The sequence below is a fragment of the Streptomyces sp. WAC00040 genome, assembly GCF_056835925.1.
In genome coordinates this window covers 187863-202190 of sequence record NZ_JAKQZE010000006.1, presented here as the reverse complement: position 1 = coordinate 202190, position 14328 = coordinate 187863, and the positions used below count along the sequence as shown (strand labels likewise).

At 69.8% G+C, this 14328-nt stretch carries 11 protein-coding genes; 5 read left to right on the top strand and 6 right to left on the bottom strand.

What is annotated here, in order from left to right:
* Positions 1–6 precede the first annotated feature (6 nt).
* The 5 genes from MDN94_RS38335 to MDN94_RS38315 form a co-directional block, all read right to left on the bottom strand.
* Complete coding sequence (locus MDN94_RS38335) at positions 7–1005, bottom strand: zinc metalloprotease (RefSeq protein WP_482730382.1); 999 nt, start codon at positions 1003–1005, stop codon at positions 7–9.
* 285 nt (positions 1006–1290) lie between these two features.
* Complete coding sequence (locus MDN94_RS38330; protein ID WP_482730381.1) at positions 1291–2937, bottom strand: alkaline phosphatase D family protein; 1647 nt, start codon at positions 2935–2937, stop codon at positions 1291–1293.
* Between the two features lie 126 nt (positions 2938–3063).
* The gene (locus tag MDN94_RS38325) at positions 3064–3879 is read right to left on the bottom strand and encodes a DsbA family protein (RefSeq protein ID WP_482730380.1); all 816 of its coding nucleotides are present in this window, start codon (positions 3877–3879) and stop codon (positions 3064–3066) included.
* 53 nt (positions 3880–3932) lie between these two features.
* Entirely contained in the window at positions 3933–4622 is a 690-nt protein-coding gene (locus MDN94_RS38320) for a hypothetical protein (RefSeq protein WP_482730493.1), read from the bottom strand.
* A 79-nt stretch (positions 4623–4701) separates the two neighbouring features.
* Positions 4702–6027 (bottom strand): DUF2252 domain-containing protein, encoded by a 1326-nt coding sequence (locus MDN94_RS38315; RefSeq protein ID WP_482730379.1) that lies wholly within the window; start codon positions 6025–6027, stop codon positions 4702–4704.
* A gap of 234 nt (positions 6028–6261) precedes the next feature.
* On the opposite strand from MDN94_RS38315, the gene dnaE reads away from it, so the two are divergent.
* Positions 6262–9801, top strand: coding sequence for a DNA polymerase III subunit alpha (gene dnaE, locus MDN94_RS38310; RefSeq protein WP_482730378.1), 3540 nt, complete (start codon positions 6262–6264; stop codon positions 9799–9801).
* Between the two features lie 81 nt (positions 9802–9882).
* On the opposite strand, the gene MDN94_RS38305 is transcribed toward dnaE, so the two are convergent.
* Positions 9883–10056, bottom strand: coding sequence for a hypothetical protein (locus MDN94_RS38305; protein WP_482730377.1), 174 nt, complete (start codon positions 10054–10056; stop codon positions 9883–9885).
* A 236-nt stretch (positions 10057–10292) separates the two neighbouring features.
* Here MDN94_RS38305 and MDN94_RS38300 point away from each other — a divergent pair, with 236 nt between their 5' ends.
* Genes MDN94_RS38300 through MDN94_RS38285 form a run of 4 tightly spaced genes read left to right on the top strand, consistent with a single transcriptional unit; the run spans position 10293 to position 14116 of the window.
* The gene (locus MDN94_RS38300) at positions 10293–11588 is read left to right on the top strand and encodes an NYN domain-containing protein (RefSeq protein ID WP_482730492.1); all 1296 of its coding nucleotides are present in this window, start codon (positions 10293–10295) and stop codon (positions 11586–11588) included.
* Between the two features lie 29 nt (positions 11589–11617).
* Positions 11618–12583 carry an ABC transporter ATP-binding protein gene (locus tag MDN94_RS38295; protein ID WP_364600119.1) on the top strand — a complete coding sequence of 322 codons (966 nt, stop codon included), beginning with the start codon at positions 11618–11620 and terminating at the stop codon, positions 12581–12583.
* A 5-nt stretch (positions 12584–12588) separates the two neighbouring features.
* A complete protein-coding gene (locus tag MDN94_RS38290) occupies positions 12589–13404 on the top strand; it encodes an ABC transporter permease (RefSeq protein WP_482730491.1) in 816 nt (271 codons plus the stop codon).
* Positions 13405–13438: 34 nt separating this feature from the next.
* Complete coding sequence (locus MDN94_RS38285; RefSeq protein WP_482730376.1) at positions 13439–14116, top strand: ABC transporter permease; 678 nt, start codon at positions 13439–13441, stop codon at positions 14114–14116.
* Positions 14117–14328 lie beyond the last annotated feature (212 nt).

The following is a 14328-nucleotide window of genomic DNA, read 5'->3' as shown; positions in this document are numbered from 1 at the left end:
GGTCTGTCAGGCGCGGTACGCCGTCCAGTGGTCCTTCATCCGCTGCACCTGGCCCGAGGTGAACTGGGTCATGCAGGCGTCGTACGTGTAGTCCATGAAGTTGTGGATCGGGTCCACACCGGTCTTGCTGGCGCAGCTGTCACGGCCCGTCGGGCAGGCGTACGCCGGGCTCTTCTCGGCGGGGGTGTCGGTGACGTAGTCGCCGTTGCCGTTGCAGCCGCCCTGGAAGGTGTGGTAAAGCCCCATCCAGTGGCCGACCTCGTGGGTGGCGGTGTCGCCCTCGTCGTAGTTGGCGGCGGAGCCGCCGGGCAGTGAGGCGTCGAGCACGACCACGCCGTCCATGGACGGGTTGGAGTTGTAGGAGGACGGGAAGGTCGCCCAGCCGAGCAGGCCGCCGCCGAGCTTGGCGGTGTAGAAGTTCAGCGCGCCTGCGCCGCCCTGGCGGAGGGTGGACTTCATCTGCTTCTCCGCGGTGGAGCCCGAAGTCAGGTTGTACCAGGAGGCGTTGTTCGTGTAGTCGGTGCCGGCCAGGGTGAACTGGAAGCCCGCGTCGACGTTGCCGGTGCCCTGGCCGGCGTAGGCCGCGTTCAGGACCGCGAGCTGGCTGCTGATCTGGGCGGCGGTGAGCTTGCCCGTCTCGCCGTCGTGGATGACGTGGAAGTACACCGGGATCGTCGTCGCGGCGGCGGCCGAGAGGTCACGGCCGGTGGTGCGGGCGGCGTCGAGACGCTTCTTGAGGTCCGCGTCCATGGCCTTCGCCTTGGCCTCGGAGATCTCGTTGGGCTCGTGCGCGTGGCCGGCGCCGGGACGGGTCTCACGGGCGGTGGCGCCGGCGTGCGCGTCCTCCGCGCAGTCCTCGGCGGTGGCCGCGGCCGATACGGCCGCCTTCGGCGCGGCGACGCTGCCCGGGGCGGAGAGCGGGGCGATGGCCAGGGTTCCGGCCATGATCGCCGTACCGACTGCGCGGTGGCGCAGTCGGGGGGATATACGGGCAAGAGCGCGCATTACGTCTCCTCGCGGGGGGTTGTGAAGGGGGCCTTTCCTGGCCACCGCGGGGAGATTACGGGTGCATGTCAGATCTTGATGAGGACCCTTCAAGCCCAATCAATCCAAGGGTGATTACGGACATCGGGGAGAAACGTTTCGGCCGTGTCCGGGGTTTGAGATCTGCACGTAACGAATGCAGTGACGACGACGGGTGGTGTGTCCGCATTGATGGTGCGGATCACGCCACCCGTCGTGATGATGTGATCTCCCGTTAACGTATCGCCGTGTGGCTGGAAATCGCCCCTAGCGCACGGGCTGGTTCACCCGCTCGACCTTCTGCGTTCCACTGAGCGTCCGGTAGGAGCGGGACCACGAGGACGATGCGTCCTGCTTCGTCCGGTCGGAGATCGTGTAGTAGTCCATCTGCGAGCGCTCGGCGGTCACGTCGAGCACGCCGTAACCGTGGGCGTCCATGTCGACCCACTTCACGTGGCGGTTGGCGGCGCGCACTGCCGCCGACGCGACCAGCGAGACGGTCCCCGGCGCGACATGGAGGAGGTCGTCCAGGTTGTCCGAACTCACCGACGTCACGACGAACTCGGTCGCCGCGGACGCCGAGAGCGGATACGTCGCCGCCCTGACCGGGACGTCGTTCGCCCACGCCATGTGGATGTCGCCGGTGAGGAAGACGGTGTTCTCGATGCCGTGCCGCGTCAGGTGGGCGAGCAGCTCCTTGCGGTCGTCCGTGTAACCGTCCCACTGGTCCACGTTGACGGCCAGCCCCTCCTTGGGCAGGCCCATCAACTCGGCTATCGGCTCGAGCAGATGCGCGGGAAGCGAACCGAAGGCGACCGGCGAGATCATCACCGACGTGCCTACCAGCTGCCACGAGGCGTCGGAGGCGGTGAGGCCGGACTTCAGCCAGTCCAGCTGCGCCCGGCCCGTGAGCGTACGGTCGGGGTCGTCCACATCGCCGTTGCCGATGCCCGACTGCTGCGAGCGGAACGAACGCAGGTCCAGCAGATGCAGATCCGCCAGCTTGCCGAAGCGCAGTCGCCGGTAGACGGTGCCCTCGGTGGACGTGCGCACCGGCATCCACTCGAAGTACGCCTGCTTGGCGGCCGCGACGCGGGCCGCCCACTCGCCCTCGACGCCGGGCGTGTGGTTCTCCGCGCCGCCCGACCAGGCGTCGTTGGCCAGCTCGTGGTCGTCCCATATGGCTATCAGCGGGTGCGCGGCGTGCAGCGCTTGGAGGTCGGCGTCCGTCTTGTAGGTGGCGTGGCGCAGCCGGTAGTCGGCGAGCGTCACGATCTCGTGCAGCGGCGCGTGCTTGCGTACGCCGTACTCCTCGGCCGGGTAGCCGCCGGCGGCGTACTCGTAGATGTAGTCGCCGAGATGCAGGACCGCGTCGAGGTCGCCGCGGGCCGCCAGGTGCCGGTACGCCGAGAACCAGCCGGCCTCCCAGTTGGCGCACGACACCACGCCGAAACGCACACCCGGCGTGGCCGCGTCCGTGGCGGGAGCGGTACGGGTGCGGCCCGCGGGGGAGACGGCGCCGCCGGCGGTGAAGCGGTACCAGTAGGAGGTACCCGGACGCAGACCGCGCACATCCACCTTGACGGTGTGGTCGAAGGCCGCCCTGGAGACGGTGGTGCCGCGCGCGGTGACCTGCGTGAAGCCCCGGTCCTCGGCGACCTCCCAGGCCACCTCGGTGTCGGCGCCCCTGCCGGAACCGGGCAGGGCGTCCGCGCTCGGAGTCACGCGGGTCCACAGCAGCACGCCGTCGGGCAGCGGGTCGCCGGAGGCGACGCCGTGGAGGAATACGGGAGCCTGGTCCGCCGCGACGGCGGGGGAGGCGGTGGCCGCGAGAACGGGTGCGGCGACGGCGGTGGCGGCAGCGGCCTTGACGACCGTGCGGCGACTGGGAGTTGAGGAAGATCGACTGGTCACGGCCGATCAGACTACTGATCAGTACGTCGAATGGGCGGGCGAACGGAAAAAGTTCGCCCGCCCATCCGGAGCGGTAAACCGGTCTGTCGCCCTCCCGACCGCCGACGGCTTCCGGGAGGGCGGGGATCAGCCCGCCAGTGCCTTGTCGATCGCCGTGCTGAACTCCTCCACCGTCATGGGCGCGTTGTCGCTGCCCTCCGCGGTGACCTTCTTGCCGTCCATCTTCAGCGTCGGCGTGCCGTTGACGCCGCTCTTGTCGAACGTCTCCGACATCTTCATCGCCCAAGCGTCGAACGTCCCGTCCTCGACGTTCTTCTTGAACTCCGCGTTGCTCTTGAGCGCGGGCACCGAGTCGGCGACCTCGAGGAGGTAGGAGTCCTTGGCGAACTTGTCGTCGCTCTCCTCGGGGTGGAACTCGGCCGAGTACAGCGCCGACTTGTAGGCGAGGAAGGCGTCGGGGCTCACGTTCAGCGCGGCGCCGAGCGCGCTCAGCGCGTTCTTGGAGCCCTCGCCGTTGGTGGCGTCGTCGATGAAGGTGGCACCGATGTACTTGACCTTGTACTTGCCGGCCTCGACGTCCTTGTCCACCGTCTCGCCGACAGCCTGCTCGAAGGTCGCGCAGACAGGGCAGCGCGAGTCCTCGTAAAGCTCCAGCGTCTTCTTCGCGCCGCCCTTGCCGATGACGACGGTCGTCCCGTTCTCGCCGGAGGTGTTCTTCGGCGCGGTGACGTTCGACTCCTTGGCCACCGACTCCCAGTGGCCGGGCTTGTTCGCCTGCATGATGCCGAAGCCGATACCGCCGGCGACGGCGAGCACCCCGATGCCCGAGCCCATGACGACGAGCTGCCGGCGGACCTTGTCCTTCTTGGCCTGCCGCTCGCGCTCCTGGCGCAGCCGCTCGCGGGCCGCCGCCTTGTTGGCCTGGGTGTTGCGCTTGCTCATGATGATTCACTCCGTGTGGGGTCGTGCGGGGACGTAAAAGGGGGATCTCCGGTTCAGGCGCAGAGCGCGACTGGAACGGGTGGTCCCCTCCGTCCCACGGAGTGCACCAGCAGACGGGTGCGGGAAGAGCGCGGCAGGTACCGGCCAGGAAGTGACTCCGGTCGCGCGGGGCCGGGGGCGTGCACCGCCGCCACCGCCAGAAGCAGCGGCCGGAAGGCGACGGCGCCGACCGCCCGCACCAGAGCGGCCAGCGAGGCCTCACCGCGCCGCAGCCAGGCCGAGGCCAGCAGGCCGACGCATACGTGGGCGGCCAGCAGCAGCCACGGCTGCGCCGGGTCGGCACTGCTCAGCAGTGCCGCGAGGCTCTGCTCGTCCCCGGGGAGCGCCGTGCCCGGCAGAGCCGAGCCGACCTCGCCGCCGCACAGCACGTCGAACCCGACGGCGCGCAGCGAACCGGCGACGGGTCCGCCCGCTGGGCCGTAACAGACATGCTGGCCGGTGGTGAAGACCGTGTCCGCGGCCAGCTCCAGGGGGATCAGCAGCCCGGCTATGCGCCAGAACCCGCGCTCACGGCCCGACAGTGCGAAGGCCGCGGCGAACACGGCTGCGGCGAGGGCGGCGACGGTGGACAGCGGCAGCGGGGCGCGGGAGAGCAGCACATGGGAGGCGGCGGACAGCGTCACGACCAGTGCCGTGAAGATCGCTGCCCGCAGCCCCCTGAGCCGCGTCCCGGACATGTCCATCGCCGCCGAGTGTGCCATGTGTTTCTTAAGAGCCTCTTAAGAGAGGAGCGCGTGAAGACCTCCGGCCGGGCGCCCGCGCCTACAGGCCCGGGATCCGGTCGTTGCGGAACAGGTCGACGAAGATCTGGTGGTCGGCACGCGCCCTCGCGCCGTAGCGGTGCGCGAAGTCCACGAGCAGCTCGCCGAAGCCCTCCTCGTCCGCGGCGATCGCCGCGTCGATGGCCCGCTCGGTGGAGAACGGCACCAGGGAGTGGCCACTCTCGTCGTCGGCGGCGGCGTGCATGGTCGCCGTCGCGCGGCCGAGGTCGGCGACGACGGCGGCGATCTCCTCCAGGTCGTCGATGTCGGACCAGTCCAGATCCACCGCGTACGGCGAGACCTCCGCCACCAGCTGGCCGGAGCCGTCCAGCTCCGTCCATCCCAGCCACGGGTCGGCGTGGTCCTGGAGGGCGCGCTGCGAGATGACCGTGCGGTGCCCCTCGTGCTGGAAGTACTCACGGACCTGCGTGTCGGTGATGTGCCGGGAGACCGCCGGAGTCTGGGCCTGCTTCATGTAGATCACGACGTCGTTCTCAAGGGCGTCGCTGTTGCCCTCCAGCAGGATGTTGTACGAGGGCAGGCCGGCCGAGCCGATACCGATGCCGCGCCGGCCCACGACGTCCTTGACGCGGTAGGAGTCGGGGCGGGTCAGGCTGGACTCGGGCAGCGTCTCCAGATAGCCGTCGAAGGCGGCCAGGACCTTGTACCGGGTGGCCGCGTCCAGCTCGATGGAGCCGCCGCCGGACGCGAACCGGCGCTCGAAGTCACGGATCTCGGTCATCGAGTCCAGCAGCGAGAACCGGGTCAGCGAGCGCGCCATCCGCAGGGCGCCCAGCAGCGGCCCGTCCGCCGTGTCCAGCGTGAAGGGCGGCACGTCGTCGTCCTTGGCGCCGGTCGCCAGGGCGTGGATGCGCTCGCGGTAGGCGGCCGCGCAGATCCGCACCAGTTCCGTGATCCGCTCGTCGCTCAGCGCCTTGGTGTAGCCGATCAGGGCCAGCGAGGCGGCCAGCCGCTTCAGGTCCCAGGTGAAGGGGCCGACGTACGCCTCGTCGAAGTCGTTGACGTTGAAGATCAGCCGGCCGTTGGCGTCCATGTACGTGCCGAAGTTCTCCGCGTGGAGATCGCCGTGGATCCACACCCGGCTCGTCCGCTCGTCCAGATAGGGACCGGCATGCTGTTCCCGCTCCATGTCGTTGTAGAAAAGACAGGCCGTGCCCCGGTAGAACGCGAACGCCGAGGCCGCCATCTTGCGGAACTTGACCCGGAAGGCGGCCGGGTCGGCGGCCAGGAGCTCGCCGAAGGCGACGTCGAAGACGGCGAGGATCTCCTCGCCGCGCTGTTCGGCGGTGGGCTGCGGGACCGGCATCTCTGAGTGCCTCCTGGTACATGACAAATGGGACAGCATTTCCGCCCCGTCCAACGCATGACGGTACGCAGGAGTGCCCGCCGGTGGCCCGGCCGCGTCCCCTCATCGAGGTGCCGCGCCCCGCGGCGATCCCGTCGCGGTGTCAGTGCGGCGACGTAGACTTCCACGCTGTCCCCCAAAGCGGGGGTCTGGGGGTCGCACCCCCAGGAGATTGCAGCCCGGAGGCCCGCCGCCGTGACCAAGCCGCCCTTCACGCACCTTCACGTCCACACCCAGTACTCGCTGCTGGACGGTGCTGCGCGGCTCAAGGACATGTTCGAGGCCTGCAACGAGATGGGCATGACCCATATCGCCATGTCCGACCACGGCAACCTCCACGGGGCGTACGACTTCTTCCACTCGGCCAAGAAGGCCGGCGTCACGCCGATCATCGGCATCGAGGCGTACGTCGCCCCCGAGTCCCGGCGCAACAAGCGCAAGATCCAGTGGGGCCAGCCGCACCAGAAGCGCGACGACGTCTCCGGCTCCGGCGGTTACACCCACAAGACGATCTGGGCGGCGAACGCCACCGGCCTGCACAACCTGTTCCGGCTCTCCTCCGACGCCTACGCGGAGGGCTGGCTGCAGAAGTGGCCGCGTATGGACAAGGAGACCATCGCCCAGTGGTCGGAGGGGCTGATCGCCTCCACCGGCTGCCCCTCCGGAGAGCTGCAGACCCGGCTGCGCCTCGGCCAGTTCGACGAGGCCCTGAAGTCTGCCTCCGAGTACCAGGACATCTTCGGCAAGGACCGGTACTTCCTGGAGCTGATGGACCACGGCATCGAGATCGAGCGCCGCGTCCGCGACGGGCTGCTGGAGATCGGCAAGAAGCTCGGCATCCCGCCCCTGGTCACGAACGACTCCCACTACACGTACGCGCACGAGGCCACCGCCCACGACGCGCTGCTTTGCATCCAGACCGGCAAGAACCTCTCCGACCCCGACCGCTTCCGCTTCGACGGCACCGGCTACTACCTGAAGTCGACCGACGAGATGTACGCGATCGACTCCTCCGACGCCTGGCAGGAGGGCTGCCGCAACACCCTCCTGGTCGCTCAGCAGGTCGACACGGCGGGCATGTTCGAGGCCAAGAACCTCATGCCCAAGTTCGACATTCCCGAGGGCCACACCGAGGTGACGTGGTTCAAGGAGGAGGTCATGCGCGGCATGGAGCGCCGCTTCCCCGGCGGCATCCCGGAGGACCGCCAGAAGCAGGTCGAGTACGAGATGGACGTCATCATCCAGATGGGGTTCCCGGGGTACTTCCTCGTCGTCGCCGACTTCATCATGTGGGCCAAGAACCAGGGCATCGCGGTGGGCCCCGGACGTGGTTCCGCGGCGGGCTCGATCGTCGCGTACGCGATGGGCATCACCGACCTCGACCCGATCCCGCACGGTCTGATCTTCGAGCGGTTCCTCAACCCCGAGCGCGTCTCCATGCCCGACGTCGACATCGACTTCGACGAGCGCAGGCGCGTCGAAGTGATCAGGTACGTCACGGAGAAGTACGGCGCCGACAAGGTCGCGATGATCGGCACGTACGGCAAGATCAAGGCCAAGAACGCCATCAAGGACTCCGCCCGCGTGCTGGGCTACCCGTACGCGATGGGCGACCGGCTCACCAAGGCCATGCCCGCCGACGTCCTCGGCAAGGGCATCGATCTCAACGGCATCACGGACCCCTCGCACCCGCGGTACAGCGAGGCCGGCGAGATCCGCGCGATGTACGAGAACGAGCCGGACGTGAAGAAGGTCATCGACACCGCCAAGGGCGTCGAGGGCCTGGTCCGGCAGATGGGCGTGCACGCCGCCGGCGTGATCATGTCGAGCGAGACCATCACCGAGCATGTCCCCGTGTGGGTCAGGCACACCGACGGCGTGACCATCACGCAGTGGGACTACCCGCAGTGCGAGTCGCTCGGCCTGCTGAAGATGGACTTCCTCGGCCTGCGCAACCTCACGATCATGGACGACGCCATCAAGATGGTGAAGTCCAACAAGGGCATCGACCTGGAGATGCTCGCCCTGCCGCTCGACGACCCCAAGACCTTCGAGCTGCTCCAGCGCGGTGACACCCTCGGCGTCTTCCAGTTCGACGGCGGGCCCATGCGCTCCCTGCTGCGGCTGATGAAGCCCGACAACTTCGAAGACATCTCCGCCGTGTCCGCGCTCTACCGCCCGGGCCCGATGGGCATGAATTCGCACACCAACTACGCCCTGCGCAAGAACAAGCAGCAGGAGATCACACCGATCCACCCGGAGCTGGAGGAGCCCCTCCGGGAGGTCCTGGACGTCACGTACGGCCTGATCGTCTATCAGGAGCAGGTGCAGAAGGCCGCCCAGATCATCGCCGGGTACTCGCTCGGCGAGGCCGACATCCTCCGCCGCGTGATGGGCAAGAAGAAGCCCGACGAGCTGGCCAAGAACTTCGTCCTCTTCCAGAAGGGCGCCCGCGAGAAGGGCTACAGCGACGAGGCCATCCAGGCACTGTGGGACGTGCTGGTCCCCTTCGCCGGATACGCGTTCAACAAGGCGCACTCCGCCGCGTACGGCCTGGTCTCCTACTGGACGGCGTACCTCAAGGCCAACCACCCCGCCGAGTACATGGCGGCGCTGCTCACCTCGGTCAAGGACGACAAGGACAAGTCGGCCGTCTATCTGAACGAGTGCCGCCGCATGGGCATCAAGGTGCTGCCGCCCAACGTCAACGAGTCGATGTCCAACTTCGCCGCGCAGGGCGACGACGTGATCCTCTTCGGCCTCACCGCCGTGCGCAACGTCGGCCAGAACGTCGTCGAGTCGATCATCAAGACCCGCAAGGCGAAGGGGAAGTACAGCTCCTTCCCGGACTTCCTCGACAAGGTCGAGGCCGTCGTCTGCAACAAGCGCACCGTCGAGTCCCTGATCAAGGCCGGCGCGTTCGACGAGATGGGCCACACCCGCAAGGGCCTGGTCGCCCACCACGAGCCGATGATCGACAACGTGGTCGCGGTCAAGCGCAAGGAGGCCGAGGGGCAGTTCGACCTCTTCGGCGGCATGGGCGAGGAAGCGAGCGACGAGCCCGGCTTCGGGCTGGACGTCGAGTTCTCCGATGTCGAATGGGAGAAGTCCTACCTCCTCGCGCAGGAGCGCGAGATGCTCGGCCTCTACGTCTCCGACCACCCGCTCTTCGGTATCGAGCACGTCCTGTCCGACAAGACGGACGCCGCCATCTCCCAGCTCACCGGCGGGGAGCACGCGGACGGCGCGGTCGTCACCATCGGCGGCATCATCTCCGGCCTCCAGCGCAAGATGACCAAGCAGGGCAACGCATGGGCGATCGCGACGGTGGAGGACCTGGCCGGCTCCATCGAGTGCATGTTCTTCCCGGCGACCTACCAGCTCGTCTCCACCCAGCTCGTCGAGGACACCGTCGTGTTCGTCAAGGGCCGCCTCGACAAGCGCGAGGACATCCCGCGCCTGGTCGCGATGGAGCTGATGGTCCCCGACCTGTCGTCGGCGGGCACCAACGCGCCGGTGGTGGTGACGATTCCGACGGTCAAGGTCACTCCGCCCATGGTCAGCCGCCTCGGTGAGATCCTCAGCCACCACAAGGGCAACACCGAGGTACGTATCAAGCTCCAGGGCCCCCGCAAGACCACGGTCCTGCGGCTCGACCGGCACCGTGTCCAGCCCGATCCCGCTCTCTTCGGCGACCTCAAGGTGCTGCTCGGCCCGTCCTGTCTGGCCGGCTGACAGGTCCCGCTCGCAGAAGGGGCGCTCCCGTCGTCACGGGAGCGCCCCTTCTGGCGTTGTCTGCGATCGGCTTCCGATCGGTCAGTTGTGACCGAAGCGCTTCTGCCGGCCCTTGTGAGCCACGTCGGAAGGTGTGACCGCCTGCGCCCGCTGCTCGGCCTGGGCCTCCATCGAGGAGCTGCGCGCCTGCTCGGCGCCGCGCTCCGCGGGAGAAGCCTTGCTCTGAGTGCGTTCCTGCTTCTTGTTCTTGGCCATGGGATGCCTCCTGTGGGGGTTTAGGGGCCAGGGCCGCGACCAGACTCACATACCCGTAAAACCGGCGCATTTTGGATCATTGCGGACCGTAGTCGGCCCCGGTGGGCGGGTGCCCGGGCGCGATCCGCCACGCCGATGATCGAGTTCCGGACGTCAACCCTCCCGTGGTCGGGCAGACTCGACAGAAACCCGCAACAATCCCGGATCTCGAAGCACCGTTGAGCTCCCGAAAGAGGGTGGAACGCGTGGACCGCTGCGTCGTCCTGGTGGACGCCGGCTATCTGCTGGGCGCCGCTGCCAGCCTTCTCGCCGGAGAGCCCGCACGATCGCGGATCACCGTCGACCACGCGTCCCTCATCCAGGGCCTGCGCGAACTCGCGGAGGCCGACACCCGGCAACCCCTGTTGCGGATCTACTGGTTCGACGGCGCTCCCGACCGTGTCCCGCAACCCGAGCACCGGCGGCTGCGGGTGATGCCCCGGGTCACCGTCCGGCTGGGCGCCCTGACCCGCAGCGACGGACGCTGGGCACAGAAGGGCGTCGACGCGGCGATGCACGCGGAGCTCACCGAGCTCGCCAGGAACCGGGCCTGCTCCGACGTGGTCCTCGTGACCGGCGACGGCGACCTGCTGCCCGGCCTGATGTCCGCCAAGGAACACGGGGTCGCCGTCCACCTCTGGGCCGTGCAGGCCGCGGACGGCGACTACAACCAGTCCGAGGACCTCGTCGCGGAGGCCGACGAGCGCCGGGTCCTCGACCGGGCCTGGATCACCCGGGCCGTACGCGCCAAGGAACTGACCGGCATCTGCGCCCCGCCGCCGGTTCCCCGGCCCGAGATCGCGGCGATCCTCTCCGCACCGCTGCCCGAGTCGGCACTCGCCGCAGCCTCGGAGCGTGCGGAGGACGCCGTACGCAACGGCACCAGCACCGCGCCGGCCGAGGACGACGCGCAGCCCGCACCCGCCCAGGCCGGCCCCAAGGGCGGCGTGCCCACCCCCAAGGACCTCGCCGGGCTGCGCGCCCCCGGCCAGCCCGCCGCCTCGAACCAGGCGCCCCACCCCCCGAACGCCACACTGCGCTGGTCCTCCGACAGGGGTTGGATCGAACGGCCCGGCGGCGGAACACTGGGCGAACCCCCGGAGAGCGCCTCACTGCCCACCCTCGCCCAGCTCACCAGCGCCGAACAGCGCTGGGCCGACCGCGAGGAGGACATCACCACCGTAGGCGGCGACCCCTTCGAGGTCGGCCAGGTCTTCGCGCGGCGCTGGATGGAACGGCTGCCGGAGAACGGCCACGTACAGAAGCTGTCCACGCTCTACCCCCGCATCCCGCACCGCATCGACGGCGAACTGCTGCGCTACGCAGCACGTTTCGGACTTCTCGCGCACAAGGACGACCAGATCGACGAGCACGACCGCTACGCGATCCGGGCCGGATTCTGGCGGGAGATCGATGTACGGACGGCCGCCGATCACGGCCCGGCGGGTGAGCAGCCGGGGCCCGAGGGCATCCGGGGCGGACGGACCCCGTAGTCTCGTACCTCGTGAGTACGGTGTGCGTGGTGCGGGATCTGGTCAAGACGTACCCCGCCGCGCGCGGCAGACGGGGAACGCCCGGGACACCCGAGGTGCGTGCCAGCGACGGCATCAGCCTTGAGGTGCGGCGCGGCGAGATCTTCGGGCTGCTCGGACCCAACGGCGCGGGCAAGTCGACCCTGGTGCGACAGCTCACCGGCCTGATGCGCCCCGACGCCGGCACGGTCCACGTCCTCGGTCACGACCTCGTACGCCACCCCGAGCGGGCCGCCCGCCTCATCGGCTACCTCGGCCAGGAGTCCACCGCGCTCGACGAACTGACCGTCGCGCTCGCCGCGGAGACCACCGGGCGGTTGCGCGGACTGTCCGCACGCGAAGCGCGCGCGGAACGGGACGCCGTCCTCGAGGAACTGGGCCTCACCGGCCTCGCCGGCCGTCCCCTCAAGAAACTCTCCGGCGGACAGCGCAGACTCGCCTGTTTCGCGGCCACCCTGGTGGGCGAGCGGCCGGTCCTGGTACTGGACGAACCCACCACCGGGATGGATCCCGTCGCACGGCGCGCCGTATGGGCCGCGGTCGACCGGCGCCGCGCGGAGCACGGCGCGACGGTGCTCCTGGTCACCCACAACGTCATCGAGGCGGAGACCGTGCTCGACCGGGTCGCCGTCCTCGACCGCGGCCGGGTCATCGCCTGCGACAGCCCGTCCGGGCTGAAGGAACACGTCGCCGGCGAGGTACGGGTCGAGCTGGTGTGGCGCGAGCGGGCCCCGCTCGACGTTCCCGAGGTCGCCGCGCTGCGCGGCTCCGCGCAGGAATCGGGGCGGCGCTGGGTCCTCCGGCTGGCCCCGGAAGAGGCACGGGCGGCCGTCGCCGCGGTGACCGGAGGTGCGGCCTTCGCGGCGCTCGACGACTTCACCCTCGCCACCCCGAGCCTGGAGGACGTGTACTTGGCACTCGGGGGGAACGCGACGAAGGGGCTGGTCAAGGCGTGAGCATCGTGTCCGCCAAATCCGATGCGGCGGTGTCGGTGCGCCGGACGCCGGCGCAGGAGACGACCGCCGCGCCGCTCGCGCCGAGGGCGCGGCTGCTGCCGGCGCTGGCGGCCGTGTACCGGGCGCAACTGTCCCGGGCGCGGGTCGCCCGCATCCCTCTGCTGTTCGTGGCCACGTTCCAGTCCGTCGGGATCATGGTCCTGATGCGGGGCGTCGTCGACGGCGGTACGGAGGCCCGCGCCGTCGTCGCGGGCGCGAGCGTGCTCGTCGTCGCCTTCGTGGCGCTCAATCTGCTCGCCCAGTACTTCGGCCAGCTACGCGCCGGAGGCGGCCTCGACCACTACGCCACGCTGCCGGTGCCGCCCGCGGCCGTGGTGCTCGGCGCGGCGGGCGCGTACGCCTCCTTCACCGTGCCTGGGACGGTGGTGACGGCCGTCGCGGGAAGTGTGCTGTTCGAGCTGCCGCTGACTCACCTGTGGGTGCTCGCCGCCGTCATCCCGCTGTCGGGCGCGGCACTCGCCGGACTCGGCGCGGCCCTCGGTCTGCTGGCACCCCGCCAGGAAATGGCCACGCTGCTCGGACAGCTCGGCATGTCGGCGGCCCTGCTGCTCGGCGTCCTGCCGGCCGACCGGCTGCCGGAACCGATCTCCTACGCGCGCGACCTGCTGCCGTCCACGTACGGGGTCGAGGCCATGGCCCGGACCTTCGACGCCCACCCCGACTGGCCCGCCGTCGCCCTCGACCTCGCGGTCTGCGCCGCGGTCGGCGTCGTCTCACTGGCGGTCGCGACGTGGGCCTACCGGCGGGCAGCGGTCCGGTGAGGCGTCACCCGGGCGGGCCTGGCACGATGGCGGTGTGACCGCACCTCTGACGCCGCCGCACCAGCCGCACGAGCCCTCCCGGGACGACGACGCCCGGCAGTCGCCGCCCACCGGACCGGGGCCGTCCTCGATGTACGCGTACGACACGGCGAAGGACGAGGCCGAGTCGGCGGCGGAACTGCGGAAGGACCTGCGGGACTCCGCGCTGGTCCTGGTGGCCGTCACGCTCCTGGGCATCGCCCTGGGCTTCCTCTGGCTGTGGCTCGCGCCGCGGGTACCGCTGGTCTCCAACGACGAGGCGGTCTTCCTCAAGGACACCGAAGGCGAGGAGGCGATCGGCGCGGACGGCACGTTCCTGCTGCTGGGCGTCGGACTCGGTGTGCTGACCGCGGTGGCCGTCTTCCTCTACCGCAGGCGCGGCGGCATCGCCCTGGTGGTCGCCCTGGCGGTCGGTGCGCTGCTCGGCTCCCTGCTGGGCTGGGGCATCGGCGTATGGTTCGGCCCCTCGCGGGACGTGGTGGAGCAAGCGCGCCAGGTCGGCGAGGGGGTCACCTTCGACGCGTACCTGGACCTGCGGGCGAAGGGGGCGCTGCTGGCGTGGCCGGTGACGGCGATGCTGGTGCACCTGGGGCTGACGGCGCTGTTCGGGCCGCGGGACCCGGAGCCGGACTGGCCGACGGGGCCGACGGGGGCGCCCGCGCCCCGGCAGTGACGTTTCCTTCCAGGCGGCGGCGGTGGCGGCTCCGCGGAGCTCTCCCCTCCCCCGCCCCTTCCCGAACCGGGGGCTCCTCGCCCTGACGCCTGCGGCGTGGGGGGACCCCACGGGAACCCGCGCCTCGATCGCCGGAGGGGCTCAAGTTCCCGGCAGCTCGAGCCCGCCGGGGGCACCTCCCACGGCCGCCAGGCCGTAGGGGAAGGGAAACA

What these genes read in the sequence shown, in the direction of transcription:
- MDN94_RS38305 (WP_482730377.1), bottom strand. Translation starts at nt 10,056, where the DNA reads ATGGCCAAGAACAAGAAGCAGGAACGCACTCAGAGCAAGGCTTCTCCC.
- MDN94_RS38320 (WP_482730493.1), bottom strand. Translation starts at nt 4,622, where the DNA reads ATGGACATGTCCGGGACGCGGCTCAGGGGGCTGCGGGCAGCGATCTTC.
- MDN94_RS38325 (WP_482730380.1), bottom strand. Translation starts at nt 3,879, where the DNA reads ATGAGCAAGCGCAACACCCAGGCCAACAAGGCGGCGGCCCGCGAGCGG.
- MDN94_RS38335 (WP_482730382.1), bottom strand. Translation starts at nt 1,005, where the DNA reads ATGCGCGCTCTTGCCCGTATATCCCCCCGACTGCGCCACCGCGCAGTC.
- MDN94_RS38315 (WP_482730379.1), bottom strand. Translation starts at nt 6,027, where the DNA reads ATGCCGGTCCCGCAGCCCACCGCCGAACAGCGCGGCGAGGAGATCCTC.